26 protein-coding genes are annotated in these 26,993 nt (G+C 69.7%); 10 read left to right on the forward strand and 16 right to left on the reverse strand.

The window, feature by feature from the left end; genetic code table 11:
• Positions 1-25: 25 nt before the first annotated feature.
• The 7 genes from ON19_RS28025 to uraD all read right to left on the reverse strand — a co-directional run bounded on the left by ON19_RS28025 (position 26) and on the right by uraD (position 8,425).
• A complete protein-coding gene (locus ON19_RS28025) occupies positions 26-1,240 on the reverse strand; it encodes a DUF6986 family protein (RefSeq protein WP_043699140.1) in 1,215 nt (404 codons plus the stop codon).
• Positions 1,237-4,035, reverse strand: coding sequence for a molybdopterin-dependent oxidoreductase (locus tag ON19_RS28030; protein WP_043699142.1), 2,799 nt, complete (start codon positions 4,033-4,035; stop codon positions 1,237-1,239). The genes ON19_RS28025 and ON19_RS28030 overlap by 4 nt, the downstream gene beginning before the upstream one ends.
• Positions 4,035-4,877 (reverse strand): FAD binding domain-containing protein, encoded by an 843-nt coding sequence (locus ON19_RS28035; RefSeq protein ID WP_043699144.1) that lies wholly within the window; start codon positions 4,875-4,877, stop codon positions 4,035-4,037. The genes ON19_RS28030 and ON19_RS28035 overlap by 1 nt, the downstream gene beginning before the upstream one ends.
• 418 nt (positions 4,878-5,295) lie before the next feature.
• Positions 5,296-6,657, reverse strand: a complete 1,362-nt coding sequence (locus tag ON19_RS28040) for an 8-oxoguanine deaminase (protein WP_043699146.1) — start codon at positions 6,655-6,657, stop codon at positions 5,296-5,298.
• Positions 6,645-7,550: a factor-independent urate hydroxylase gene (gene pucL, locus ON19_RS28045; RefSeq protein WP_043699148.1), complete on the reverse strand. Its 906-nt coding sequence runs from the start codon at positions 7,548-7,550 to the stop codon at positions 6,645-6,647. Before pucL ends, ON19_RS28040 begins: the two co-directional genes overlap by 13 nt.
• 7 nt (positions 7,551-7,557) lie before the next feature.
• The gene (gene uraH, locus ON19_RS28050) at positions 7,558-7,875 is read right to left on the reverse strand and encodes a hydroxyisourate hydrolase (protein WP_043699150.1); all 318 of its coding nucleotides are present in this window, start codon (positions 7,873-7,875) and stop codon (positions 7,558-7,560) included.
• A gap of 46 nt (positions 7,876-7,921) precedes the next feature.
• Positions 7,922-8,425, reverse strand: coding sequence for a 2-oxo-4-hydroxy-4-carboxy-5-ureidoimidazoline decarboxylase (gene uraD / locus ON19_RS28055; RefSeq protein WP_043699673.1), 504 nt, complete (start codon positions 8,423-8,425; stop codon positions 7,922-7,924).
• A gap of 149 nt (positions 8,426-8,574) precedes the next feature.
• On the opposite strand from uraD, the gene ON19_RS28060 reads away from it, so the two are divergent.
• Entirely contained in the window at positions 8,575-9,171 is a 597-nt protein-coding gene (locus tag ON19_RS28060; RefSeq protein ID WP_051169375.1) for a nucleotidyltransferase family protein, read from the forward strand.
• Between the two features lie 13 nt (positions 9,172-9,184).
• Positions 9,185-10,216, forward strand: a complete 1,032-nt coding sequence (locus ON19_RS28065) for an XdhC family protein (protein ID WP_043699152.1) — start codon at positions 9,185-9,187, stop codon at positions 10,214-10,216.
• Here the strand turns inward: ON19_RS28065 and ON19_RS28070 are convergent, their stop codons facing one another.
• The 4 genes from ON19_RS28070 to ON19_RS28085 all read right to left on the reverse strand — a co-directional run bounded on the left by ON19_RS28070 (position 10,217) and on the right by ON19_RS28085 (position 13,911).
• Positions 10,217-11,305, reverse strand: coding sequence for an ABC transporter substrate-binding protein (locus tag ON19_RS28070; protein WP_043699154.1), 1,089 nt, complete (start codon positions 11,303-11,305; stop codon positions 10,217-10,219). It abuts the gene before it with no gap.
• Positions 11,306-11,395: 90 nt separating this feature from the next.
• Entirely contained in the window at positions 11,396-12,193 is a 798-nt protein-coding gene (locus tag ON19_RS28075; RefSeq protein WP_043699156.1) for an ABC transporter permease, read from the reverse strand.
• Between the two features lie 49 nt (positions 12,194-12,242).
• Positions 12,243-12,989 (reverse strand): ABC transporter permease, encoded by a 747-nt coding sequence (locus tag ON19_RS28080; protein ID WP_227954492.1) that lies wholly within the window; start codon positions 12,987-12,989, stop codon positions 12,243-12,245.
• A gap of 118 nt (positions 12,990-13,107) precedes the next feature.
• On the reverse strand, positions 13,108-13,911 hold the full coding sequence (locus ON19_RS28085) for an ABC transporter ATP-binding protein (protein WP_043699680.1): 804 nt from the start codon (positions 13,909-13,911) through the stop codon (positions 13,108-13,110).
• Between the two features lie 154 nt (positions 13,912-14,065).
• Between ON19_RS28085 and pnuC the strand changes: the two genes are divergently transcribed.
• Positions 14,066-14,755 carry a nicotinamide riboside transporter PnuC gene (gene pnuC, locus ON19_RS28090; RefSeq protein ID WP_043699158.1) on the forward strand — a complete coding sequence of 230 codons (690 nt, stop codon included), beginning with the start codon at positions 14,066-14,068 and terminating at the stop codon, positions 14,753-14,755.
• A gap of 15 nt (positions 14,756-14,770) precedes the next feature.
• Here the strand turns inward: pnuC and ON19_RS28095 are convergent, their stop codons facing one another.
• The 5 genes from ON19_RS28095 to ON19_RS28115 all read right to left on the reverse strand — a co-directional run bounded on the left by ON19_RS28095 (position 14,771) and on the right by ON19_RS28115 (position 19,572).
• Positions 14,771-15,562, reverse strand: coding sequence for a DeoR/GlpR family DNA-binding transcription regulator (locus tag ON19_RS28095; RefSeq protein ID WP_043699159.1), 792 nt, complete (start codon positions 15,560-15,562; stop codon positions 14,771-14,773).
• Positions 15,563-15,697: 135 nt separating this feature from the next.
• Positions 15,698-16,441 carry a TetR/AcrR family transcriptional regulator gene (locus tag ON19_RS28100; protein ID WP_083899674.1) on the reverse strand — a complete coding sequence of 248 codons (744 nt, stop codon included), beginning with the start codon at positions 16,439-16,441 and terminating at the stop codon, positions 15,698-15,700.
• Between the two features lie 113 nt (positions 16,442-16,554).
• On the reverse strand, positions 16,555-17,442 hold the full coding sequence (locus ON19_RS28105) for a carbohydrate ABC transporter permease (protein WP_083899675.1): 888 nt from the start codon (positions 17,440-17,442) through the stop codon (positions 16,555-16,557).
• Positions 17,439-18,293, reverse strand: a complete 855-nt coding sequence (locus ON19_RS28110) for a carbohydrate ABC transporter permease (RefSeq protein ID WP_227954493.1) — start codon at positions 18,291-18,293, stop codon at positions 17,439-17,441. The genes ON19_RS28105 and ON19_RS28110 overlap by 4 nt, the downstream gene beginning before the upstream one ends.
• A 28-nt stretch (positions 18,294-18,321) precedes the next feature.
• A complete protein-coding gene (locus ON19_RS28115; RefSeq protein WP_227954494.1) occupies positions 18,322-19,572 on the reverse strand; it encodes an extracellular solute-binding protein in 1,251 nt (416 codons plus the stop codon).
• 160 nt (positions 19,573-19,732) lie between these two features.
• Here ON19_RS28115 and ON19_RS28120 point away from each other — a divergent pair, with 160 nt between their 5' ends.
• The 7 genes from ON19_RS28120 (at position 19,733) to ON19_RS28150 (ending at position 26,983) form a co-directional block, all read left to right on the forward strand.
• The gene (locus ON19_RS28120) at positions 19,733-20,644 is read left to right on the forward strand and encodes an SIS domain-containing protein (protein WP_043699165.1); all 912 of its coding nucleotides are present in this window, start codon (positions 19,733-19,735) and stop codon (positions 20,642-20,644) included.
• 115 nt (positions 20,645-20,759) lie between these two features.
• Positions 20,760-21,830 (forward strand): ROK family protein, encoded by a 1,071-nt coding sequence (locus ON19_RS28125; RefSeq protein ID WP_083899677.1) that lies wholly within the window; start codon positions 20,760-20,762, stop codon positions 21,828-21,830.
• 468 nt (positions 21,831-22,298) lie between these two features.
• Positions 22,299-23,459 (forward strand): N-acetylglucosamine-6-phosphate deacetylase, encoded by a 1,161-nt coding sequence (locus tag ON19_RS28130; RefSeq protein WP_043699167.1) that lies wholly within the window; start codon positions 22,299-22,301, stop codon positions 23,457-23,459.
• 8 nt (positions 23,460-23,467) lie between these two features.
• A complete protein-coding gene (locus ON19_RS28135; RefSeq protein ID WP_255218415.1) occupies positions 23,468-24,409 on the forward strand; it encodes a hexose kinase in 942 nt (313 codons plus the stop codon).
• Positions 24,410-24,782: 373 nt separating this feature from the next.
• Positions 24,783-25,607 (forward strand): class II fructose-bisphosphate aldolase, encoded by an 825-nt coding sequence (locus tag ON19_RS28140; protein WP_043699172.1) that lies wholly within the window; start codon positions 24,783-24,785, stop codon positions 25,605-25,607.
• A 68-nt stretch (positions 25,608-25,675) separates the two neighbouring features.
• Positions 25,676-26,017 carry a VOC family protein gene (locus ON19_RS28145; RefSeq protein WP_255218416.1) on the forward strand — a complete coding sequence of 114 codons (342 nt, stop codon included), beginning with the start codon at positions 25,676-25,678 and terminating at the stop codon, positions 26,015-26,017.
• 99 nt (positions 26,018-26,116) lie between these two features.
• Complete coding sequence (locus ON19_RS28150; RefSeq protein WP_051169377.1) at positions 26,117-26,983, forward strand: type IV toxin-antitoxin system AbiEi family antitoxin; 867 nt, start codon at positions 26,117-26,119, stop codon at positions 26,981-26,983.
• The last annotated feature ends 10 nt before the right edge of the window (positions 26,984-26,993 follow it).

Consider the following 26,993-nt stretch of genomic DNA (forward strand, 5'->3'; position numbering starts at 1 on the left):
GGAACCACCCCGTTCGGATGACCGATCACGTCACCTCCGTCGGGATCGGCGCGCGTGCCGCCAGCGCGCGCAGGACCGCCTCGGTCAATTCCGGAGCCCCTGCGTCCGGGCGGGCACCGCAATCGATCCCGCGCAGCACGGTGACGGCCAGCGCTTCCGCGGTGGCGGGCTCGTCCACGACATCGCCGCCACGCCGGGCCAGATAGTCGCGCAAGCGCGGCACCGCCACATCGATCGCCCGGCGGAAGAAGTCGTAGGTGGCCAGCCAGCGTGTGACCAAGTGACCCGGATGCATGTCCCAGCCCTGGTAGTACCCCCGCCGCAATGCCCGGGCGACCAGCCGGTGGTGGTTGCGCAGCGCCGCCTCCGGGTCTGCGCCGGGCACGATCTGGGTGGAACCGTCACACAGCCACACCCCGGTCTGCGCGGCCGCCACCTGCATGACCGCCTTCGCGTAATCGGCGGCCGGGTGGTCGAGCGCTTGGTCCGGCGCGGCGACGCCACAGGCGGCGGTGTAGTCGTAGGTACCGAAATGCAAGGCACTACAGCGGCCTTCGGAAACAGTGAGCATGGGGGCCACCGGGGCGGTGCCGTCCGCCGCGAGGATCGCCTGCGGACTCTCGATCTGCAATTCGAAGCGCAGGCTGCCCTCCGCTATGCCGTACGCGCGTTCCAGCCCTACGCACAGCTGAACCAGAGCTGTAACCTGTTGCACGGCACGAATTTTCGGCACGGTGAAGACGAACCCTTCCGGCACTCCGCCCGCGCTCTCCAACACGAGGTCGAGCGTGCGCAGCGCACGACGACGCTCGTCGCCGGCCAATCCCTTCATCCGGATGCCACTGCGGGCCGGGCCTTCGCAGCGCCGCGCCCAGGCCGCGAGCACGGCGCCCGCCGCCGAAGCCGCGCGGTCCTCCTCGGCGTCGGCGCGCATGCCGTAGCCGTCCTCGAAGTCGATACGCAAGTCCTGCACCGGGTCCGCTTCCAGCCGCTTGCGCACGTCGGGCAGCGAGCCGGTCTCGTCCAGCGTGGCCAGCAGATCGTGGTGGCGGTCGAGCAGTTCGACCGCGGTCGCGCCCCATTCCCCTGGCGTCTCCTCGGCGACCCGGTCGGCCGGGACGTACACCGTATGGATCGGCTGCGACCGGCCATTCGATCCGGGATATCTGCGGCGCAGCTCGGCGTCGACCGCGTCGAGCGTCGACTCGATCCGCGCGCGAACGTTCTCCGGAACCTTCATCGTGACCCCTTCTCCCGCAGGGCGGCCCAGACCCGGTCCGCGGTCATCGGCAAGCGGTCCAGCCGCACGCCCACCGCGTCGCGGATCGCGTTGGCCAAGGCGGGTGCGACCGGGTTGTACGGCGACTCGCTCATCGACTTGGCGCCCAGCGGGCCGAGCGCGTCGGCCGTCTCGGCGAAGTACACCTCCGTGCGCGGCACGTCGGCGAATTGCGGCACGTGGTAGTGCCGCAGAATTCGCGCACCGACCACACCGTGCGCACTGCGCATGTCCTCGTACAGCGCCGTGCCGATGGCCTGCGCGGCACCGCCTTCCACCTGCCCGCGACACTGCACCGGGTTGAGCACCGTGCCCGCGTCGGCGGCCTGGATCGACTGGAGGATGCGCACCGAGCCGGTGCCGGGGTGCACGGCGACGCGGAAGGCGTGCACGTTGAAGCTCACCGACCTGGGGCTGCCCCCGTGCTCGGCGTGGGCGGTGAGCTCGCCGCCGGTCAACAGTTCCTCCGCGCCGAGCAGCCGGTCACCGCAGAACACGCCGCCCGGACCGGGCACGCAGTCCCGCTCCGGGACGCCCGTCAGCTCCGCCGCTCTGGCCAGCACGAGCCCGCGCAACGCGCACGCCGCCGCGTACACGGCTTTGCCCGCGACCACGATGCCGGTGGAGCCGAAGGCGCCGGTGTCGTAGTCCACCAGGTCGGTGTCGGCGTGCCGGATCACGATGCGGGCGACCTCGGTGTCCAGCGCGGTGGCCGCGAGCTGGGCGTGCACCGTCGTCGTGCCGTTGCCGAATTCCGCCGTGCCCACCCGGATCTCGTAGCGGCCGTCGGGCAGCAGCGACACCGCCGCCGCGGACCGGTGCCCACGCGGCGGGACGGTCGCGATCATCGCGGCGGCCATGCCGGTGCCGACCCGCCACTCCGGGCCGGGCGCGTGCACGTCGTTGCCGCGCAGCAGCGCCCGTTCGGCGAGATCGAGACATTGGTCCAGGCCGTAGCTGCCGAAGATCAGGTCGCCTTCGTTCACCGCGGCGCCGACGAACCGGTCACCGGGCGCCACGACGTTGCGGCGGCGCAGTTCGAACGGATCCATGCCGATCGCGTGCGCGAGCTCGTCCAAGGCCGACTCGACTCCGAAGATCACCTGGCCGAGGCCGTAACCGCGGAACGCCCCGGAGGGAACGTTGTTGGTGTAGACCGCCTGCGCGTCGACCCGCTTGTTGGCACAGCGGTACAGCTCGACGGACTCACCGACGCCGTGGTACATCACCCCGCCGCTGTGATTGCCGTAGGCGCCGGTGTCGGCGAGCACGTCGACGGCCAAGGCGGTCAGCACACCGTGGGCGTCGGCTCCCACCGTCACCGCGACCCGCATCGGATGCCTGCACGTCGCGGAGGTGAACTCGTCGGAGCGAGAGAACTCGTACTGCACCGGACGGCCGGTCCGCAGCACGGCCAGCGCGATCAGGTCCTCGGCCAGCATCTCCTGCTTCGCGCCGAATCCGCCGCCGACCCTGGCCGCGAACACCCGCACCTGAGCCGAGGTCAATCCGAACAGGCGGCACAGTTCGTCGCGCACCAGGAACGGCACCTGGGTGCTGCACCGGATGACCAGCCGTCCGGCGTCGTCCAGCCATCCGACTCCGCCGTGCGTCTCCAGGTGCACGTGCTGTGCGCGCGGCGAATACCAGACACCGCGCACCACGTGGGCGGCGGCGGCCAGACCGGCCGCGACGTCGCCCACCTCGCCGTGCAGCTCGGCGACCAGGTTGCGGCCGGGATCGGTGATCCGAGCCGAGGCCGGTTTGTCGCCGTGCAGTTTCGGCGCGTCGGCGCGCAGCGCGTCCCGCGGATCGAACACCGCGGGCATGGTCTCGTAGTCGACGACCAGCAGACGGCACGCTTCGCGCGCGATCGCGACGCTGTCGGCCACCACCGCGGCCACCCGCTGCCCGGCGAATCGGACGGTCCGGTCGAGCACGTAGGTGTCGTCCGGGTCGTCGGTGCGAAGTTCATGCCGCGCGGTGGAGAACGGCACGTCCGGTGCGTCGGCATAGGTGAATACCGCGTGCACGCCGGGCAGCGCCTCGGCGGCGGCGGTGCCGATCGCGCGGATGCGCGCGTGGGGGTGCGGACTCGTCAGCACCGCGAGGTGCAGCGGGGCGGTCGGCGGAGCAGAGACATCGCCCGTTCGCGGTCCGCCCTCCTCCCGGGATTCGACCGGCGGCAGATCCAGGGTGAACGGCTCGCTACCGCAGACGATGCGCGGCCCGGCCGGAGCGCCGACACCGGCGCCCGCGGCGGACGTCTCGGTTCGATCGGGGGCGACGGCGGCAGGATCGTCCGGGGTGAGCGGCTCACCCAGCGCGGCGCGGATGGCGCGGTACCCCGTGCAGCGGCAGAGATTTCCCTTCATGAGTTCGGCGAGCTCGTCGCCGGACATGCCGGCCTGTTCACCGGCGGCGCATCCCAGCCCTGCCGCCGTGACCACCATGCCCGCGGTGCAGAACCCACATTGGAACGCGGCCTTGTCGACGAATCGGCGCTGCACCGGGTGCGGGTGCTCGGGGGTGCCCAGCCCGGCCGCGGTGGTGACGGAACGTCCGGCGGCGCGATAGGCGGGGACGACGCAGGAGTGCACTGTCATTCCGTCCACCAGCACCGAGCAGGCCCCGCAATCGCCCGTATCGCACCCCTTCTTCACCGCCGTGGCGCCGCTGTCCCGCAGCACGGAACGCAGGCATTGGCCCGGCCGCGCGTCGATCTCGACGGACCTGCCGTCCACCTCGAATCGCATCACGGCCCCCGCAGTTCCCCGGCGACCTCACCGGCGAGCCGCCCCGCGACGTGCCTGCGCCACTGCGGCGACCCGTGCGGATCGTCGAACCAGAGCGCGGAATCGATCGTGACCAGGGCGTCGCGCAGCGCACCCTCGCTCGGCGGCGTGGCGAAGTCCAGCACAACGGGCCTCGTGGTGGCGGCCGTGATGGTAACCGCGCTGCGGCCGCCGGGTTCGCGCCGCCCCATCACCACGGCGCCGGACCGGCCGAGCGGCGCGAGCGCGATCTTCCGGAAGCTGGTGCGCGCCAACAGGCTCGACCGCGGCAGGCGAATCGATCGCAACACCTCCCCGGGTCGCAGCACCGTGCGGCCGGGACCGATGACGAACTCGCGCAGCGGGATATGCCGATCGCCTCCGCCCGCTGCCCACACCACCGCCATCCCGTCCAGCGCCACCAGCGCGCCGAGCACCGCGCCCGCGGGCAACGCGAGACAGACGTTGCCGCCGACGGTGGCGGTGCGCCAGATCTTGTGCGAGGCCAGCAGTGCCCGGCAGGACTGCGCGAACAGCGCGGTCCCCGGCCACAGCTCGCGCAACACCGGCGTCCCCAGCTCACGTCCCGGTCCGGCTCCGGCGAACTCGGCCAGGGTGCAGGTCGCGGCGATCTCCAGTCCGTCGTCCACGATCTCGAACGCGGGCCACCCCAGGCCGGTGATGTCGACCAGGCGCACCAGCTGCTCCTGCGGTTCGGAGAACAGGAAGGTCCCTCCGGCGAGCACCGCGGTCGAAGGGCCGAGCACCGCCAGGTCGTCGCGCTCGCGCGCGAGGACCACCTCGCGAATCGTGTCCAGGTCCACGTCTCACCTCGTTCCTGCCTCTCCGTCACCGTAGAGCCAGTCGGTTGCCGCTGTATTGCGCGCGACGCATGTCAGATTGCGCGGCCGTTACCTCGCCGCACGACGACCACCCGCGGCCCGGGAACCGTCCCGGCCGAGCGTTCTGCGGGCGTGCCGTCCACACACCACGGCTCCCGCCCGCCTCGACAGGCCGTACGAGCCGACACTGCTTCAGTATTGCGCGTCCGGCCTGACCAGGCACGACACCTCGCCCACCAGTCGCGAGGGAACTTCGGCCACGCGGCAGCGCCTTCAGGGGCGCGGTGCACCCAGCATTCCGGTCCGCGCTCGAATGCGCGGGTGTCGCGGCACCGCAGTCGATGTACCCGGCCGTCCGGTCCACGATCGACTTCGAGCACGCCGCCCCCGGTCGAGTCGCTCACCCCGCTTTCGCGAGCAACGCCGCCTGGGCTCGCGCCACCTCGACGGCGATCACGTCCGTGTCTACCGTCCGCACCTCGCCCTCGCGCACCACCTCACGCCCGTTGACCAGCAGCGCGGCCAGCGGCGGGGCCGAGCCGAGCACCAGGGCGGTCACCGGATCCGCGATCCCGGCGTGCGCGGCCGTGTCCAGCCGCCACAGCGCCAGATCCGCCAGCTTGCCCACCTCGATCGAACCGATCTCGGCCGCCCTGCCCAGCACTCGCGCGCCGCCCATGGTGGCCAGTTCCAGCGCGGTGCGTACGGTCATCGCCCGCGGTCCGCCCCGGTTGCGCGCCCACAGCAGCGCGTGGCGTGGCTCTTCGATCATCGAACCGGCCTCGTTGCTCGCCGCTCCGTCTACGCCGAGCCCCACCGGGACGCCCGCGCGCACCAGATCGGCGGTGCGGGCGACGCCCGCGCCCAGCCGCGCGTTCGAGGTGGGGCAATGCGCCACGCCGGTACCGGTTCGCGCCAGCGCGTCGATCGCGCCGTCGTCCAGGTGGACGGCGTGCGCGTACCAGACGTCCGGACCGAACCAGCCGAGCCGCTCCAGGTATTGCGCGGGCGTGCAGCCGAAAGTCGCCGCGCAGTAGTCCTGCTCGTCGACGGTCTCGGCGAGGTGGGTGTGCAGCCGGACTCCGGTGGCGCGGGCCAGCGCGGCCGACTCGCGCAGCAGTTCCGGCGTGACCGAGAACGGCGAGCAGGGCGCCAGCGCGATCCGCACCATGGCGTCGAACGACGGGTCGTGCCAGCGTGCGACGGCCTCCGCGCTCGCGGCGAGGATGTCGTCGAGACGCTCCACCAAGTGATCGGGCGGCAACCCGCCCGCGCTCACCCCCAGGTCCATCGATCCACGACAGGGGTGGAAGCGCAGGCCCACCTGCGCCGCCGCGGCGATCTCGGCGGCGAGCGGGTCACCGCCGTCGCGCGGGAACACGTAGTGGTGATCGGTGGTGGTGGTGCACCCGGTGCGCGCGAGCGCGGCGAGCGCACCCGTGGCGGCCACGCGCACCCCGTCCTCATCGATGCCCGCCCAGGCCGGGTAGAGCGTGGTGAGCCATTCGAACAGCGTGTGGTCGGTGGCCAGGCCGCGGGTGATCCATTGATAGAGATGGTGGTGGGTGTTCACCAGCCCTGGCGTCAGCAGGCAGCCGTGCCCGTCCACGCGCCGCGCATCCGGGTCGAGGTCCGGCGCGTCGCCCGCGCCGACCGCGTCGATCCGGTTGCCCCGCACCACGACGTAGCCGCGGTCGTACTCGGTCCCGTGCGCGTCGACGGTCGCGACGGCACAGTCCGCGATGACGGTCACCTGGTCCACGCGGGGCCCGCTTCCGGCGCGTCGGCACGTGCCACGGTGGCGTGGATCAGCCCGTAGGGGCGGTCGTCGGCGTGGTAGACCTCGCCGCGGTTCTCGAGGCCGAAGCGGGCGAGGTCGTAGTCGAAGTGGTGTTTGTTCGGCGCCGCGAGCCGGATCTCGGCCAGCACCGGGTACGCCGTCAGCGCGGCCTTGCCCATCTCGAACAGCGTCTGCTGTAGCGCCTTGGAGTGCAGCGTCGCGAAGGTCTCCACCAACCGCGCCCGCACTCCGGTGTAGACCTCGTCCCAGTCGACGCCTTCGCTGCCCGCGAAGCGCCACTCGGCGACCAGCGAGGTGGCCAGCATTCGATCGTTGGTCGGCGCGAGCACGGTGAAGTCGTCGGTCAGGAAGTCCGCGAATTCCGAGCCGGTCGACTTCAGGATGGTGAGGTCCTTCACCCCGCCGACCACCCAGGCCCGCCGATCGGCGCCGCTACCGGTCACGGTGACCGCCGCGGTGCGCACCTCGGTCCCCCGGCGCACCCAGGTGTGGTCGTGCTCGACGCCACCGACCGAAACCCGCTCCCAGGCGTATTCGTCGACCTCGACGCGTGCGCTGCGCACCGGCTCGATCTCGGCGACGAAATGGTCGGCCAGCGCCAGCGCGTAGTCCTCGATGGTCCGCAGCCCCGCCCGCTTCGCGAAGGCGTAGGCGGTGTGCTTCTGCGAGTCGGTGGGCAGGACCTTCGCCTGGTCACCCGCGATGTACGCGTCGGCGAAGTCGCCGCGCAGCACGGTGGAGACGTTCACGTCCCGGATTTCGTGCCGTGCGCCCTCCCGGTAGATCCGGACGATCCGGTTCTCCGCCTTGCCGTATCGGTGGTCGGTCAGCACGATCGGCCCGGTCAGTTCCATGCTCGGCTCAGCTCCCTCGATAGGTGGAAAAGGCGAACGGCGACAACAGCAACGGGACGTGATAGTGCCGCTCCTCGGTGACGACGAACGCGACGGCCACCTCGGGAAAGAAGGTTTCGACGTCACGGCCCGCGAAGTAGGCGCCGGTGTCGAACACCAGGCGATAGGTTCCGGGTGCGAGCGCTTCGCCCAGTGCCCCGACCCGTCCGTCGACATCCGTTTCGCCCGAATCGAGTCGCCGATCCTGCCGGTACAACGTCACCGTGACGCCCGCGGCGGGCGCACCGAGCATCGCGTCCAGCACGTGGGTGCTCAGTGTGCTCATGACCGCGCCTCGCCGGCGCTCGGCTCCGTCATGACCACGGGCGCATTCATGACCGCTGCTCCAGCAGCGCGCGCAGCCGGATGCGGTTGATCTTCCCCAGTTCTGTTCGCACGACACGCCTTTCGGTCTCGGGATCATTGCGCAGCCGGGCGTTGAGCAGTGCGAGCAACTCCTCGGCCGATCTTCCGCTCGCGCACACCAGGTAGATATGCCCGAACCGTTCCTCATAGGCACGGTTGCCCGCGGCGAGTGCCGCGCGTACCGCGTCGGCCGCTCCCGCCACCCCTGCCTGCTCCCGGGCCGACGCGGCGGAGTGCGGCCGCTCCCCGATCCTGGGATGCCCCGCGAGCGCCGAGTCGAGTTCGGCCTCCGGCAGTCGCGCCGACGCCGCGTCCGCCGCGTCGAGCAGCGCCGCCACGCTGCGGTACGGACGGCCCTCGACCAGCGACCGCGCGAAGCCCGGCGACGAGCAGCAGCCGAGCACCGCCCGGTAGGCCGCCTCGTCGGACAGCGCGTCGAACGCCGCGATTCCGGCTCGCTGATCCGTCATCGGACCAGCATCGAATACGACCCGGTGAGCCGCCACCGGAACGGGATGGATCACCATCGGCGTGTCGCGCACACCGACACGACGGGAATACGTCTGAGCACCGGATTTCCATCGTGCGGCGCAGACCGCCCGGTATTACCTTCTTAGCTATGGCTGACCCTGATCGCCCGGTCGTCGCACCGTGCGCGGGCATCGTGCTCGCCGCAGGCGCCGGGACCCGCTACGGCAAACCCAAAGTGCTCGCCGAGGGCGGCGCCTGGCTGCGCGCGACGGTCACCGCGCTGCGCGACGGGGGGTGCGATCCGGTCATCGTGGTCCTCGGCGCGACCGGCCCGAAACCAGAGATCGTCGACCTGCCGCCGAACGTGCGCCACGTGTGGGCGGCCGACTGGGCTACCGGGCTGAGCGCCTCACTGCGGGCGGGTCTGATCGCGGCGGCGAGCACCCCGGCCCGCTACGCCGCGATCATGCCGGTGGACACCCCCGATGTCGGCGCCGACGTGGTGGCCCGGGTGCTCACCGCCGCGCTCGCGGCCCCGAGCGGCCTGGCGCGCGCTGTGTTCCACAACACACCTGGGCACCCCGTTGTTATAACCCACAAGCACTGGAATGCGATTTCTGGGTCGGCATCAGGAGATTCCGGAGCCCGCGCCTATTTGACCGGCAGAAACGATATGGTGTGCGTCACGTGCGACGATTTGGCGACGGGCGTCGATCGTGACTTCCCGGCCACGACCGCACGGTGATCGGAGCTAGCTGATGCGGGACATCGTCGACGACCTGTTGCGGGTGTGGCACTCGGGCCGGACCGGCGGACTCGGCACCGTTGTGCGCACCGTGGGCGCCGCCCCCTTACCGGTGGGCTCGGCGATGCTGGTCGACCCGGACGGGGGCGTCTACGGTTCGGTCGCCGCGGGCGGGCTGGAGGAGATCGCGTACGAGGCGGTGCTCCAGGCAGCGCGCACCGGCCGCCGCGCGATGCACCGCTTCGGCGTGGCCACCGGCCTGGAGTCGGGCGCCAACGGCGAGGGGATGATGGACGTCTTCACCGAACCGTTCTCTCGAAGACACTTCCCGGAGTTCCCGGATGTCGCCGCCGAGATCGCGGCACACCGCAGGGTCACCGTCTTCACGGTGGTTTGGAACTCCGATGCCGACCTGATCGGCCAGCACCTGATCACCGACAAGAAGCACGCCACCGAACTGGTCGCGCTACCGGATTCGGACGTCTTCGTCTCCTCCTTCGCCCCGCCGCCGCGCCTGATCATCTTCGGCGCCAATTCTTTCGCCGCCGCACTGACCGTGCAGGCCGAGTTGCTCGGCTACCGGGTGACGATCTGCGACTCGCGCCCCAATTTCGCCATCCCGGAATCGTTTCCCGGCGCCGAGGTCGTGGTCGACTGGCCGCACCGCTATCTCAACACGCTCTCCGCGGCCGGTGAAATCGACAGCAGCACAGCCATAGTCCTCCTATCGCACGATCCCATGTTCGAGATCCCGCTGCTCACCGTGGCGCTGCGACTACCCGAGCTCGGCTATCTCGGCGCCATGGGCTCACGTCAGGTGCACATCCGGCGCATGGAGGATCTCCAGGCCGGCGGTTTCAGCGCGGAGACACTCGCGCGGCTGCATTCGCCCGCGGGATTCGACATCGGCGCACGCACCGCGCCCGAGATGGCGGTCGCGATCGCGGCGGAACTGCTGGCCGTCCGCGCCGCGCAACCGGCGCGAGCGGCCGACCCGTACAGCGGTGAAATCCCGATCACTCCGAAAACCGCTGTCGGCATCTAGTCACTTCAGGCCGGGGTTCTCGGCATACACCTCGCGCAGCACGGACAGGTCGAACAGCTGCGCGGCCTTGATATCTATCTTCGCGGTGCGCAACGCGGCGATGTTCTGCTCGATCAGCGCATCGGTCATCGAGAGCAAGCCATTCGCGGCCGTGTCCGCCGAAACCACCAGATCGTTCTGCGCGATCGCTTCTTTCGTCTGTTCGGCGAGATCGAGCTTCTGGTCCTTGCCGTACACCTCCACGGCGAGCCGGGCCGACTCGGCCGGGTCCGCCACCGCGTCTTTCCATCCCTTGATCTCGGCGGCCAGGAACGCCTTCAATTTGTCGCGCTCCTTGTCGATGGTGGACTGCGCCACCGTGAGCGTCTCCGCGACCAGCGGCAGGTCGAAGTCGGCGAACAGGAAGTGCGTGTTCTGGAAGCCCTTTGCCGCCAGCGTGATCGGCTCGTTCGTCACATAGCTCACCCACCCGTCGACCTCGCCGTTGGCCAGTGGGGTCGGGTCGAATTGCGCGGGCACGACGGTGACATCGCCCGGCTTCATCCCGTTGGCCGTGAGCAGCGCGTTGAAGATCAACTGGTTGGTGTCCTGCACGCCGATCTTGCGGCCCTTCATGTCCTCGGGCGAATTGATCGGTCTCGCCGCGGAGGAGACGATCGCGAACGGATTCTTCTGATACGTGGTGGCGACGATCTTGGCCGGGAGCCCCTCCAGGATCGCCGGTGCGGTGGTCTGCGGAGCGGACAGCCCCAGCCACACCTTCCCGGTGTCCAATCCGGCCTCCACCGACGTGCTGGCCGCGCCACCTGCGATCAGGTCGACCGAGCCGAAGCCGGCTTCCCGGAAATACCCTTTCGCGTCGGCGAAGTATTCGCCCGCGAACTCGATGTTCTTCAGCCAGGACAGCTGCACCGCGACGCTGCCGTATTTCGAACCGTCCGCGGTGGTGCCGCCCGAGGAGTCGCCGGAGTTTCCGCCGCAGGCGGCCAGCGCTCCCGCGCCGCCCAGCGCGGCGCCGGCGAGCGCGGAGTAACGGAAAAACGAGCGTCGGTTCAGGTGCCCGAACGTGGAGCGTTGCACGGGTGTCATGGGCCGAATCTAGGTGTAGCGCGTTTCATTTTCTTTACTTTGACGTTCCGAGCGCGGATTCGCGCAAATTTCGCCGGGGTGACCGTTGAATCAAAGTCGTCCGGCTTCCGGCCCGAACCGGGCGAGCACCAGGTTCTCGATGACGCCGACGATCGCGTACAGCACCACGGAGACCAGCGTGACGATCACGATCGAGGCCCACAGCTTGCTGTATTGGAATGTGGGGATGGCCCGGATCAAGCTGGCTCCCAGTCCCGTTCCGCTGCCCAGCCACTCGCCGAGCAACGCGCCGATCAGCGCGCCCGGCACCGAGATCCGCGCGGCGGCGAACACCGAAGGCAGAGCCGCGGGCACGGCCACCATGCGCAACCCGGTCCACCGGGACCCGCCGTAGGCGGCCACCAGCTCCAGCGCCTGCCGCGGCGCGTCGCGCAGTCCCGCCGTGATCATGACCAGGGCGGGGAAGAACACCACGATCCCCGCGAGCACCGCGACCCCCGCCAGGCCACGGCCGAACACCAGCACGATGATCGGCGTGAGCGCGACCAGCGGCACCGAGCGCAGCAGCATCGCCACCGGCAGGAAGGTCTGCTCGACCGCGGCGAACGACACGAACAGCGCCGCCACCGCCAGCGCGGCCAGCATGCCCGCGCCGAATCCGATGGCCGCGTCGCGCAGCGTGATCTGCAGGTCGTCCAGGATCGCCTGCCGTGCGGCGGCGGCGTTCGGCGCCGTGACCAAGTAGGTCCAGATATCGCCGGGTGTCTTGCCGACCCGCGGACCGACCTGCGGGAACGCCTTCAGGAAGACGTACCAGATCACCAGCATCAGTAGCAGCGAGGTGGCCAGCGGGAGCAGGAAGATCCCGATCCGTCGCAGGAGCTTCATCGGGCCTCCTCGACCTGGTCGCGCGGAACCCGCTTCGCGATGGAGCTTTTCATCGCGCCTCCCGCGCGGTCCATGGAGCTGCCAAGCGCGCGGCCAGCGCCACCAGTGCGTATCCGAGTCCGGCCAGCGCCGCCGCGACCAGCGCCATACCCCAGGTGCGCGGCACGTTGTAGGAGGTCTGCGCGGCGGTCAGGGCCACGCCGATCCCGCTGTCCACGCCACCGAGGTATTCACCGATGATCGCGCCCAGCACCGCCGACGGCGCGGCGATCTTCAAGGCCGCGAAGGTGCTCGGCAGCGCCGAGATCGCCTGCACCCGGTACAACTGCTGCCAGCGTCCGCCGCCGTAGGCGCGCACCAGGTCCAGGCTGGTCCGGTCGGCCGAGCGCAACCCGGCGACGGTGCCGACCATCGTGGTGAAGAAGCAGTACATCGCGGCCAGGAACACCGTCGGCGTGCGTCCGCCGAAGACCACCAGGATGATCGGGCCCAGCGCCAGCAGCGGCGTGCAATAGCTCAGGATCGCCAGCTGGGTGGCCAGTGACTCGATCGGCGGGACCAGCATGATCAGCACGGCCAGCGCGATGGCGAGGCCGTTGCCCCAGACGAATCCCTGCAGCGCGCCGAGCGCGGTGATCCGGAAATTGGGGCCGTAGAGATCCCATCCGTCGGTGTACATGGTGTGCAGCACCTGCCAGGGACTCGGTATGGTGCCGCCCGCCACCTCGAACGCCGCGAGCGCCCACCACACCGCGACCAGCCCGAGCACGCCGAGCACGCCGCCGAAGCGCTTCACTCCCCACCTCCGGCCCGACGGAGCCGGCACGCGAGCGGGTGCCACCGCACCGGCCCGGTCCACGCGCTCGACCGCTGCCTGCCCGGCTTACTGGGGCAGCGTTCCGAGTGCGACCCGTTCATGCGACGCCTCCCTTCCCCGAAGTCCCGAACAGCAGCTCCGACAGGTAGTCGTGCAACTTGTGGAACTCCGGCGTTCGCATCATCTCCGGCAGCCGCGGGCGCGGCAGGTCGATCTCGACCAGCTCGAGCACCCGCCCCGGCCGCGGGCTCAGCACGGCCACCACGTCGGACAGGAACACCGCCTCCGCGATGCCGTGGGTCACCATCAGCGTGGTCGCGGGCTTCTCGGTCCAGATCCGCAGCAACTCCAGATTGAGCCGCTGCCTGGTCATGTCGTCGAGCGCGCCGAAAGGTTCGTCCAGCAGCAGCACGGTCGGCTTCACCACCAGCGCCCGCGCGATCGAGACGCGCTGGCGCATACCGCCGGACAGCTGGGCGGGCTTGGCCTTCTCGAAACCCTCCAGCCCGACCAACCGGATCAGGTCATCGATCTGGCCCGGTTCCGGGGCGATGCCCGCGACTTGCAACGGCAGCTTGATATTCGACTCCACCGATCGCCACGGCAGCAGCGCCGAATCCTGGAACGCGATGCCCAGCGCGTGGTGGCCGCGCAGTTCGGCGGGCGTGGCACCATCGATCAGCGCCGTACCGGCGGTCGGGGTCTCCAAGCCGGCGAGGATGCGCAGCACCGTCGACTTGCCGCAACCGGACGGGCCGAGCAGCGACAGGAACGCGCCCTGCTCGGTGTGCAGGTCGACGCTCGCCAACGCCTGCACGGTCTTCCGTCCGACCCGGAAGGTCTTGGTCAATCCGCTGAGCTGAATTCCGGTCCCCCCGGCGGTACCGCTGTCCGTCCTCATGACGGCCACGATAAGAGCACCCCATTGCACCGACATTGCGAATCGTGCCGCCAGATTGCGCAATCGTTACGGTCCGCACCGCGGCGGCAGCGTGGATTTCGAATCGCGGCGAGCCGATCGGATGAGATACCCCCCACCGCGGGTTACACGACAGGTGAACCCGATCCTCACGCTGCTCGACGCCAAGCTGCACATCGCGGGCTCGGAGATCCTCTGGCGCGAAGTGATCGGCAACGGCTTCGGCCTGGCCTCCGCGATCGGCGGCATGCGGCGGCGCGTCTGGGCCTGGCCGGTCGGCATCGCCGGGAACGCGCTGCTGTTCACCGTGTTCGTCGGCGGCGTGTTCCACACCCCACAGCAGCTGAACATGGCCGGACAGGCCGGACGCCAACTGATGTTCGTCGCGGTCAGCGTGTACGGGTGGTGGAGCTGGTATCGCCACTCCGCACGCGAGACCGGGCTCGAGCACCGCGGCGTCGACCCGCGCTGGGCCGGCCCGCGCGAACGCGTCGTTCTCGTGGTGGCGATGCTCGCGGGCACGGCGGTGTTCGCTCAGCTGTTCGCGTGGCTCGGCTCCTACGGTCCGTGGGCCGAGGCGTGGATCTTCACCGGATCGGTGCTGGCGACCTACGGCATGGCCCGGGGGCTGGCCGAGTTCTGGTTGATCTGGATCGCCGTCGACCTGGTCGGCATCCCCCTGCTGGTGCGGGCGGAGTATTACCCGTCGGCCGCTTTGTATCTCGTCTACGCGGGCTTCGTGGCCTGGGGATTCCTGGTGTGGACCCGCAGCATGCGGCCGGACGCGCAGACCACGCCGCCACTGGAACCGGCCGCCGTGGAGTGAATCGGTCCGGCGTGTCTACACCACGTCGACCCGCACGCCCGCGGCTCGAATCTTCTCCACTGCGGCCGGATCGGCTTCGGTGTCGGTGACCAGCACCTGCACCTGCTCGATGCCGCAGATGCGGGCCAGCGCCGTGCGCTCGAGCTTGTCCCCCGTGGCCACCACCAGCACCCGCCCGGAACGCCGCACCATCTCGGTGGTCACCCCGGCCTCATCGATGTGCCTGCACTGAGCGCCGCCCTCGGCGGAGATCGCGTTCACGCCGAGCACGAGATCGTCCAGCCGCAATTGCGCCAGCGCCCGTTCGGCCAGTGGCCCGTGCAACTCGTAGGACTCCCGCCGCGCCACCCCACCGAGGACGATGGTGCGCATGTGCGGCCGCAACACCATCTCGCCCGCGATGTTCAGCGCGTTGGTGACGATGGTCAGCTGCTCGTCACCGGCAGGCCCGAGGTCGGTGCGCCGGGCCAGCGCCCTGGCCACGGCCGTGGTGGTGGTGCCGCCGTTCATTCCCACCACCGCGTGCGGATCGACCAGCGACGCGGCGTGTTCGGCGATGCGCTGCTTGGCCTCGCCCGCGGACTGCCGGTACCGCGCGGGCAGGTCGTAGGCCACCGCGGTGGCCACCACGCCGCCGTGCGTCCTGGTCGCCAACTGCTGTTCGGCGAGGGCGGTGAAATCGCGGCGCACCGTCGCGGCGGACACGCCGAGCCGCTCGGCGGCCTCCTCCACCGAGAGCCGCCCGGATTCGGCGAGCAGCTCCAGCAACCGGTTCCATCGCTGCGGACGATCCGTGGGTCCGGTCATCTCACACCGCCCGTTCGCCGCACACGGCGGACGTCGTGCGGGAAACCTGCTGTTTCGGCGAGCACGCGAACAATATGAACACACGCACCCGCCGACCGTAGAGATTCTCCACGTCCGATGCCAAGCCGGGCCGGGTCAGGACACATCGGCCTCTGCTGTCGGTCTGAGCAGCAGCCGCGGTGTCTCTGGTCCGCGCCCGGCCGCTTCCTCCGTGCCCAGGTCGACGCGCGTCTGGGACAGACCGGAATTCACGAAATACGCGATTTCCTCGCAGATTTCGTCCAGCCCCACCGCCGCATCCGGCGCTGTGCTCTGCACCATTTCCTGGGCGAGGGAGGTGACCGCGCCGATCACGGCCAGCGCGAAGAGATCGAAGCGCCGGGGGCCGGTCTCGCCGCGGCCGACGGCGCGTTCGGCCTCGCTGATCAGCAACGCCGACAGCAAGCGGCGCTGCTGCCTGCGCCACTCCTCCACCGCGGCGCTCACGCCGACCACCTCGACGTAGCACACTCGCGCGCACCGGGCGTCGGCACACGTGACGCCCAGATACGCGCGAAAACTCGCCACCACGCGCGTGGGCAGCGGCTCGTTCTCGGTGGCCGCCAGCGCCGCGAGCGCGCACTCCAGGGCGCGAGAGGTGATGCGATTGGCCAAGGCGATGAGCAGCGCCTCGCGGCTGCCCATGTCCTCGTAGAAGCTGCGTGTGGAGACATTCGCCAGGGTGCAGAGGCGTTCGATGGAGGTGGCCGCGTAACCCTGGGTGCCGAATAGTTCGAGGGCGGCATCGATCAACCGGGTCTGCCGCTGGGCCACCCGCTGTTCCTTGGACAGCCCGCCGTAGCTGCGACCGTCCTTGGGTCCGTGATCCCGCAGTGTCACCGTTCGATGCTACCGCGCGGCTACCTTCCGGCAGCGCGCCGAACGGACGATTCGATCGCCTCGGGCCTCCGGCGCTCGTGTCATGCGCGGCAATGGATTCGATCGTGTGCGAGCTATTTCACACTGCCCGCCGTCAGACCCGCCACCAGACGCTTCTCGATGACAGCGAACAGCAGCACCACCGGAATGATGCCGACGGCGGAGATCGCGAACACGTACTGCCATGCCGTGTCGTACTGGCCGACGAACTTGGTCAGCGCCACCGACAGCGGCTGATTCTCCGGGGTGGTCAGCACGACCAGGCTCGCGGCGAATTCGTTCCAGCACGCCACCACGACGAAGATCGTGGCGGTGACGATGCCGGGCCAGACCAGCGGCAGGCTCACCCGGGTCAGCGTCTGCCAGCGGCCGAGTCCGTCGAGCATCGCGGCCTCTTCGATCTCCACCGGGATCGCGGCGAAGAAGCTGTGCAGGATCCACACCGCGAAGGACAGGTTGAACGCGGCGTTCACCAGGATCATCGCCAGCCAGGTGTCGTTGATGCCGAGCACGAAGAACTCCCGGATCAACCCGGTGACCAGCACCGTGGGTTGCAACATCTGGGTCACCAACACCACTCCGAGAAACACCCCGCGCCCCGGAAAGCGGTGCCGCGCCGTGTAGTACCCCGCCGGAATCGCCACGACCAGCACCAGCGCGGTGGCGCAGACCGCGATGATGATCGTGCTGGTCAGATTGAACGGCAGCGGCGTCTCCGGGGTGTCCCACATCGTCGCGTAGTTGTCCGGGTGCCAGGTCTGCGGCAGATACGTCGGCGGGATGCGCAAAATCTCGGCCCTGCTCTTCAGCGAACCGAGCACCATCACGACGAACGGCAGCAGGAACACCGCGGCGAGCACCACGCCGACCGCGGTGAGTTCCCAGCGCCGCCGTCCGGCGCGTTCGGACGACGGCGCGACGGCCGGGGCGCCCTGCTCGAGTACCTCGGGCCGCGCGGTCATCGGTCGACCTCCCTGGTCGGACGGACCAGCCGAACGTAGATCGCGATGATGACGACGATCAGCGCGAAGTTCAGCACGCTCATCGCGGCGGCGGTGTCGATCTGCTGGTTCTGCCGGATGAGCTTGAACGTGAGCGTCGTGGTGGTGTCCGCCGAGAATCCGGCGATGCTGCCGGTGATCACCTGCAGGATCGGCAGCGAGTTGAACACGTTGATGATGTTGATGATGGTCGCCACCGCGATGGCCGGACGCAGCTGCGGCAGGGTGAGATAGCGGTAGCGCTGCCACGGGCCCGCTCCGTCGACGCGACCCGCCTCATCGATCTCGGCCGGAATGGATTGCAGTCCCGCCAGAATCGTGTAGGTCGTGAAGGGCACCGAGACGAACACCGCGACGCCCATCGCCACGAGGAACGCCGGCGTGGGCTGTTTGGTGAAGCCGTAGCCGCGGTCGAGCAGGCCGATGTCGACCAGGAACCGGTTGGCGATGCCCACGTCCGGATCGAGCATGTAGTAGAAGATCGTCGTCGTCATCACCACCGACGCCGCCCACGGCACCAGGATCGCCATCCGCACCGCGGTGCGGCCGGGGAAGTCCTTGTTCAGGAACTGCGCCAGCGCCGCGGACAGCACCAGGGTGAGCAGCACGACGCCGACCACCCAGACCACGGTGTGGACCAGCACCGAGCCGAGTTCGGAGATCCCGAACAGGGTGCGGTAGTTGGCCAGTCCGGCGCTGCCCCGGTCCTGGCCGTAGGCGCTGAGGTCCCTGGTGCTGGTCCACACCATGTAGCAGGCCGGGAAGGCGACGATGGCCGCGATCAGGACCAGCGACGGCCCGATCCAGGGCAATGCCGCCAGTATTCCTCTGCGCCGCACGTCAATTCGCGGCTTCCTGGATCCGGCGCAATACCTGCGCCGGATCCGCGCCCTGCCCGATGGTGCCCATCTGCTGGCGGATGGCGCCCTGCGCCGCGGCCCACTTCGGGTTGTTGCTCGGGTAGAACCGCGCCACCGGCAGCGTGGCGGCGAATGCCTTGGTGACCGGGTCGTCGGCGAGCGCCGTCGCCGCGCTGTGGGTGATCGGGATGAAGCCCTCGTGCTTGACGAAGTCGGCGTAGACCGCGGCCGAGTAGAAGTAGTCGAGGAACTTCTTGATCGACTCCGCCTTCCTGCCGTCCTTCTTGAACGCCATCAGGTGATCGGCCACGCCGAGGGTGACCGGCGTGCCGGTCTTGGTCGGCGAGGGCGCGGTCGCGTACCGCAGACCGGGGTTCTTCGCGGTGATCTGGCCGATGGTGGGCGGCAGCGCCTCGATCATGCCGATCTTGCCCTGGATGAAGGCGTTGATCACGTCCTTGCGGTCGGTCGCGCCCGGATTCGGCTGGGTCGCACCGGCGTCGATGATCTCGCGCATGGCGCGCACCCCCTCCAGGTTCTGCGGGGTATCCACCGTGATCCGGTCGCCGTCGGCCCAGGAGCCGCCCGCGCCGAAGGTCCAGATGGAGGTTTCGCCCTGCGCCTCCTCGCTGCCCAGCGGCAGGCCGTACCCGGAGACGCCGCCGCCGAGCGCCTGGATCTTCTTCGCCGCGTCGGTCAGCTCGGCCCAGTTCTTCGGCGGCCGGACGATGCCCGCCTTCTCGAACAACTCGGTGTTGTAGAACAGGGTGCGGGTGGAGGCGAACAGCGGCAGCGCGTATTGCGTGCCGTTCAGCGCCGCGTTCTGCGCGAAGGCGGGCTGGATGTCGGCCAGCACCGGCGCGGAGACGATCTCGGTGGCCGGGTAGAGCAGGCCGTCGCTCGCGAAGCCGGCGTAGGCGTCGATGTTGAGGATTTCCGGGGTGGTCGACTGGGACTGCAGTTTGGTGCGTACGACGTCGTTGATCGAGTTCCACGACTCCATCTGCACATTGACGGTGATTCCCGGATTCTGCTTCTGGAACTCGGCGACGATGCCTTCCCACAGCGCCTTGGTGCCCGTGGCGCCGTCGCTGTAGACCGGGGCGAGGAAATTGATCGTGGTATCGGAGTCCGCGGCGTCTTTCGAACCGAACCCGCAGGACGAGAGGGCCAGCGCGACGCCGGTGACCATCGCGACTCCGGCAAGCACGCGGTGGAATGGTCTTTTCACGAGCAGAACCTTTCAGATTTACCCACCCCGCGCCAGCGCAGGCGCCGATGATGGGAGGACGCACCGTCCGTGCAGCTGAATGTAGCTCGAATTGTGATCATATGTGACCGATTTGATCGTAAATTTGACATGAACGATCACATGGAGTGAAGCTGTTCCGGTGCCAACGCCTGCCGACCACACGCCGGAACCGCATCTGGCCACCGAGGTAGCCACCCAACCGGACGACTGGACGCACGCCGCGACCGTCGCCGCCGACCACCACGCCGCACTGCCGAGACCGGGCGAGAAGGTAGCCCTGATCGGCTGCGGTACTTCGTATTTCATGTCCCGCGCGATCGCGGCGCTGCGCGAGGGCGCCGGCCTGGGGGTCACCGACGCCTGGCCCGCCAGCGCGGTTCGCGATCGCGGATACGACCGCTACCTGGTGATCTGCCGCTCCGGCACGACCACCGAAGTGGTGCGTGCCATGCGGGACATCCCGGCGCGCACGCCGCGCGCGGTGATCTGTTCCAGCCCCGGCACACCCGTCCTCGAACTGGGCGATCCGATCCTCATCGACCGGGTCGACGAGCGATCGGTGGTGCAGACCCGCTTCGCGACGACCACCCTGGCCATCCTGCGCAGTCACCTGGGCGAAGAACTGGCGCCGGTGATCGCCCAGGCGCGCGCGGTGCTCGCCGAGGATCCCGCCGAGTCACTGGCCGCGGTACGCGGCGCCGAGCAGATCAGCTTCGTCGGCACGGGATTCGCGGCGGCCATCGCCGAGGAGGCCGCGCTCAAGCTGCGCGAATCCTGCCAGTCCTGGACCGAGGCGTACCCGGCGACCGAGTACCGCCACGGGCCGATCGCCATCTCGGCGCCCGGCCGCGCGGTCTGGGCCTTCGGGCCACTGGAGCCGGACTTCGCCGACGACGTCGCCGCCACGGGAGCGCATCTGGAGCACCGCGACATCGACCCGATGGCGGACCTGCTCCGAGTGCACCGGCTCTGCCTCCTGCGTTCCGCCGACCTGGGCCTCGACCCCGACCACCCACGCGGCCTGAATCGCTCGGTGGTCCTGAAGTCGTGATCGAAGGCGTGCGGTGAATACCGGCCGGGGCCTGGTCTCGTCGGTCGGTGGCACGACATCACCGCGGGCCGCGCGTGCACCGGCGCGGGAGTTTCCACGAACTACTGTGCCGAGAATGGGAAGCGAACAGCCGCGGACGCCGCCGGGCTCCGGCGTGTCCGGACCGCGCACCGGGGGAACGGACGGCGCGTTCCGCGACGACCGCCCGGCCGCGCGCCGGGGTTCGACCGGGCAGCCCATGATCGGCACAGCGGCGGGCACCTCGGCGCTGCCTGGCGACGCGCTCGTCCTCGGCTTGGATGTCGGCGGAACCACCATCAAAGGCGAGGTCACCGACACTATGGGCGCGGCGCTGACCGTGGGCGCGGTCGCCACGCCGTACGGTCCGGCCGCCTTCGACGCGATGGGCGAGCTGGGTGAGCGATTGCTCGCAGAACTGCCGGAATCCGACCGGCGTCGCGTCCGCCGCGCGGCCGTCGTGCTGCCCGGCATCGTCGACACCGCCCGATCGATCGCGGTGTTCAGCAGCAATGTCGGCTGGCGGGACGTGCACGTCGGCGACCGCTTCACCCACCGCTGGGGTCTGCCGACGCTGATCGAACACGACGTCGCCGTGGCCGGGTGGGCGGAGTGGCGGTACGGCGCAGGTCAGGGCTACGACAATGTGTGCGTCGTCATTCTGGGCACCGGCATCTCGGGGACCCTGTCGGTCGGCGGACGGTTGGTGCGCAGCAGCTACGGGCAGGTCGGCGAGTACGGGCACGTGCCGGTGCGTGGTGCGGGCGGGTTGCCCTGCCCCTGCGGCAATACCGGGTGCGTCGAAACGGTCGCGTCGGGAGCGGCCATCGCGCGAGCCTACACCCGCCGCACGGGGCGCGAGATCGCGGGCGCCGCAGACGTTTTCGCTCTGGTATCCACAGACCCCGACGCGGCGGCCGTGGTCGAGGACGCGGTGGACGCACTCGCCGACGGGCTGGTCGGCATCGTGCACGCGGCCTGTCCGGAACTGGTCGTCCTCGGCGGCGGACTAGCCGGAGCGGGCGCGGCACTCACCGACCCACTGCACCGAGCCCTGGCTGCCCGCCTCCGCCTGGTCCCCCCGCCACGAGTGGTGCTCGGCCGATTCGGCGCCCGCGCTGGCCTAGCTGGCGCCGCCCTGTTCGCGCGCCAGGGGGCACTGACATGACGTCGCCTGCGAAACCGCCGATCCGGGGACACATGCGCCACCTTCGACAATGGCTGGGCGCCGATATTCGGGACCGGCTCGATGACGTGCGACCATCAACCCGGCGGCCCGCCTGCGGCACAGCCGAACCGCGCTCCCGCCGGACCTGGACCCGCCCGTCCGGCAGCACCTCTTCTGCACACAGGGAGGACCCGGCGTGAACAGCGCGTGTGAAACCGACGATCCGGGGACACCTCCCGTCCGCGCGTGTGACGCTCGACGACGTGGTGACGACTTCCGCGACTCGAATCCGGCCGGTGCGAACTTGCACCCGGCGACGCACCGCCTCGGGCCCCTCGCAGCCGCCGCACTCCAGTTCACCGATCGTCGCGCATGGTGGACGCGTCCTCCGACGTCGCAGCCGGACCCCCTACTCGCCGACCGGTCCCGCACGGCGCGCACCCAAATCTCGGGCCGGGAGGCACTGACATGACAGCACACATCGAACTGATGATCCGGGGCCGCATCGTCTCCGCGAGCGTCGCGTTGGACGACGGCGTGGTGATGGTCTCCGGGGACCGGATCGAGGCGGTTCGGTCGTTCCCGCAATGGCGCGCGGCGCATCCCGGTTTACCTGAGCCGCCATTTTCTGGAACCGTGCTGCCGGGGCTTGTGGATATTCACAATCACGGCGGGTTCGGGTATCGGTTCGACAGCGTGCACGGCGCACAGGCCCGGAAGGCGGCGCAATCGCATCATGCGCACGGCTCGACCACGGTCGTGGCGAGCGTGGTCACCGGTCCCACCGCGGAGATGGTGGCGCAGACGGCTGCCCTGCGCGAACTCGCCGAGGAAGGCGTGCTCGGCGGCATCCATATCGAGGGGCCGTTCCTCTCGCCGGCGCGATGCGGGGCGCAGGACCCACGATTCCTGCGCGACCCCGATCTCGGGCTGACCGACGAGCTGCTGACCGCGGGAGGCGCGCACCTGCGCGCAATGACGCTCGCGCCGGAGCGTCCCGGTTACGCGGCCGTCGCGCGGCGGCTGGTCGACAACGGCGTGGTGGTCGCGCTCGGCCACAGCGACGCCGACTACGCGTCCTTCCGGAAGTCCCTGCTACCTCAGGGATCGGGCAGCCTGGTGACGCACTTGGCGAACGGCATGCCGCCGCTGCACCACCGGCACCCGGGCCCGGTCGCCGCGGCGCTGGTGGCCGCCGCTGCCGGGGACGCGATCGTGGAGCTGATCGGCGACGGCGTGCACGTGGATCCGGGCTTCGCCGCGCTGGTGTTCGCGACCGCACCGGGCCGCGTCGCGCTGGTCACCGATGCCATGCAGGCGGCGGGGCTCGGAGACGGCGAATACCAGCTCGGCCCCCAGCCGGTGACGGTGCGCGACGGGGTGGCGCGGATCGCCGATGGGTCGATCGCCGGCGGCGTCAGCACCCTGCTGGAGTGCCTCGCGCGCGCCGTGCGCGTATCCGGTGTCCCGCTGCGGGACGCGGTGCTCGCCGCCACCTCGGTTCCGTCCGCCGCGCTCGGGCTCACCGGCGTCGGTGACCTGCGGCCCGGTCATTTCGCCGACATATTGACAGTCAGTGACAATCTCCACTTGCGCGGGGTGCTCAGACGTGGACAGTGGTTGAGGTGATCCTCACCGTGACAATGAATCCCGCGTACGACATGACCTATCGCGTCGAACGCTTCGAACGCGGGCAGGCTCACCGGGTCCGGTCGGTGGAGCAGCGCATCGGCGGCAAGGGCATCAACGTGACCCGGGTGCTGAATCAACTCGGCAAATACGCCAGGGCCACCGGGTTCTCCGACCACGCCTTCGCGGCCGCCGCCGAACTGGAGATGCCGGTCGACTTCGTGCACGCACTGCCCTGGGTGCGCCGCACGGTGGTGATCAGCGAATCCGAGGACGGCACGGCCACCGCATTGTGGGAGCCTGGCGCCCGCGTCTCCAATCCGCATGCCGCCGAGCAATTGGCGGTGCGGGTGGCGGGCATGCTGCCCGATATCGCCGGTCTGGTCATCTCCGGTTCGCTACCGGGCGGCATCGAACCCTCGCTGCCCGCCGAGATCGCGCGCACCGCCATCGCGGCCGACGTGCCGACCATCTGCGACATCGACGGCGAGGCGCTGCGGTTGGCCGCCCAGGTGCCGGGCATCGTGCTCATGCCGAACGAGGCCGAATTCCAGCGCCTCACCGGCGCGGAACCCGCGACCGCCGACGAGATCGTCGCCGCCGCGAATTCGGTCATCGAGAACGGGGCGCGCGCCGTGATCGCGACGCGTGGCCACGAGGGAATCACCGCGGTGACCGCCGACGGCGCGTGGTCGGCGGCGCTGCCCGAACCGCTCGCCGGGAATCCCACCGGCGCGGGCGATGCCGCGGTGGCGGCGGTGATCGCGGCCCTCTCCTCCGAACCGCGCGCGGACTGGCCCGCCCTGCTCGCCGACGCGGTCGCGACGTCCGCGGCCGCCGTGGTGGTCCCGGTGGCCGGCGAGATCGACCGCTGTCTGCGCACCCGCCTCACCCCCACGGTCCGGGTTCGAGAACTGGGTTTACCTACAGCTCAGAAGGCTTCCCCATGAATGTCGCCCACCACACCGTGTCGGTCGGCCGCCGTTGCGGTCCACCATGTAGCCCGAGGACACAGCGCGCGGGCGGGCGGGATGCCCGGATGTCGCGGCCCGGCCGCGGATTCCTGGCGCCCTGGTCCCGAGCATCGCCTGGTTGGCGAACCCGGCGCAGCGGCGACATTCCGACGGCCCCGGTCACCCCATGTGGCGAGCCGCTCACGGAAGGCAAGTCCGCACAGGTGCCGCTGCGGTTCTGGTCGATGACGCGTACCGGGCCGGTGAGCGCGAAGACCGAAGCGCCACTCGACCGAGTCTCGCCCGACGCCGCCGAAGCCGGAAAGCCCCTGCGCAACAGCCACATTACGGCCTCGCGAAAGCACGCACTATGCCGCTGACGTCGATTCCGGAACTGATAGCCGCGGCCCGCCCGGGCGGACTCGGCGCATTCAACGTGATCACCCTCGAGCACGCCGAGGCGATCGTGGCGGCCGCGGAATCAGCGAACCGGCCGGTGGTCCTGCAACTGTCGGAGAACACCGCGATCTATCACCGGGGCATCGCCCCTCTCGCCCTCGCCTGCCTGCGCATCGCCGCCGACAGCGACGCCGCCGTCGCGGTCCATCTCGACCACGCCACGAGCGCCGAATTGATTCATGCCGCAGTCGATCTCGGTATCCAGTCGGTCATGTACGACGGCTCCGCCCTCGATTACGCCGACAACCTCGCCGGCACCGCCGCGATCACCGCTTGGTGCCACGAGCGCGGCGTGCACATCGAAGCGGAGCTGGGTGAGGTGGGCGGCAAGGACGGCGCGCACGCACCCGGCACGCGCACCGATCCCGACGAGGCAGTCGAGTTCGTGCGTGTCACCGGCGTCGACGCACTTGCGGTGGCGGTCGGTTCTTCACACGCCATGCACACCCGCACCGCCGAACTCGACAACGACCTGATCGCCCACTTGGCCGCGAAAGTCCCCGTCCCCCTTGTCCTGCACGGCTCCTCCGGCGTCTCCGATCAAGGCCTCCGCGCCGCCGTCGAGCACGGAATGACGAAGATCAACATCGCGACCCGCCTCAACATCCGGATGACAAAAGCCATCCGCGCCTGCCTCACCTACGACTCGCACCTCTCCGATCCACGCAAATACCTCATCCCCGCCCGCGTCGCCATCCAATCGGAAGTCGAACACTTCCTCCACCTCCTCACCTGACAAGCCGCGAGGCGTTTCGCCACGACGCGCTCACCGAGTGATTAAGTGATGCGATGATTCTTCGGCACGTGACGGTCGACTGTTCCGACCCCTTCGCCCTCGCGTCGTTCTGGAGCGCCGTCACCGGATGGCCGGTGGCGGAATCAGGAGGTTCCGACGACTCCTGGGCCCGCCTCGAGGCCCCGGAAGGAACACCCGGCCTGCTGTTCATCCGAGTACCCGAGGCAAAGACGGTGAAGAACCGCGTCCACCTCGACTGGATACCCACCCAACCCCACAACGAAGAAGTCAACCGAGTCATCACCCTCGGCGCAACCCTCCACGAAGACCACCGAACCCCCGACGGCCTCGGCTGGACCACCCTCCGCGACCCCGAAGGCAACGAATTCTGCATCGAACGCAGCCGCTGACCCTCCACGAGTGGCACACCACCGAGAGGTCTACTCGCGTTTCGCCGCAGCCATGTGCCACTCGCGGAATTTGTCGGGGGTGGTGGGGAGGATGGGGGTATGGGGGAGATTGGGGAGGTTTTTCCTGGGAGTTGGGCGGTTCGCGCGGGGGCGGTGAGTGCTTGGGAGTTGCGGCAAGATTTCGAGCGGGTGCATCCGGATGTGTATGTCCGGAAAGGGGTTCGCTTGGATGCGCGGGGCAGGGCACAAGCGGCGGGGCATTGGGCCAAGGGCGATGGGATCCTGGTCGGATTCTCCGCTGCGGCTCTGCACGGGACGCTGTGGCTGGACGACAAGCCCGCCGAGATCGCACTGCCCACTCGTGCCCGGCCGCCACGGCACGTATCGGTCTGTCGGGCCACCATTCCGACCGACGAAGTGTGCACGATCGGCGGGTTCCGTTGCACCACACCGGCTCGGACCGCGTTCGACCTGGCTCGACGCCTCGACTTCGGCGAGGCGGTGGAGATAGTCGACGCCCTGTGCAACGCGACCCGGCTGACTACCGGAGACATCGAGCGGCTGGCCGATCGTCACCCGCGCGCACGCGGCGCCAAGAGCCTGCGCCGAGTTCTGCCCTATATCGACGGTGGCGCCGAATCCCTCCAGGAGACGCGCACGCGTCTGTTGCTCCGGCAGGCCGGACTACCCGCGCCGGAAACACAAATCCGTGTTGCGGGCCCGGATGGAATGGCCTTCGCGCGCCTGGACATGGGCTGGCGCGAATGGCGAGTCGGCGTCGAGTACGACGGAGCCCACCACTGGACCAACCGTGACCAGCGCGCCTGGGACATCGACCGCACCGCCGCCCTCGAAGCCCTCGGCTGGACCCTCATCCGAGTAAGCGCCGCCCTCCTCACCCACCGCCCCCACACCATCATCACCCGAACCCACCAAGCCCTCCGCCGCCACGGCGCCGATATCTGACGAGTGGCAC

Origin of the sequence: Nocardia abscessus NBRC 100374, from assembly GCF_000308455.1 — a bacterium.
GTDB lineage: Bacteria > Actinomycetota > Actinomycetes > Mycobacteriales > Mycobacteriaceae > Nocardia > Nocardia abscessus.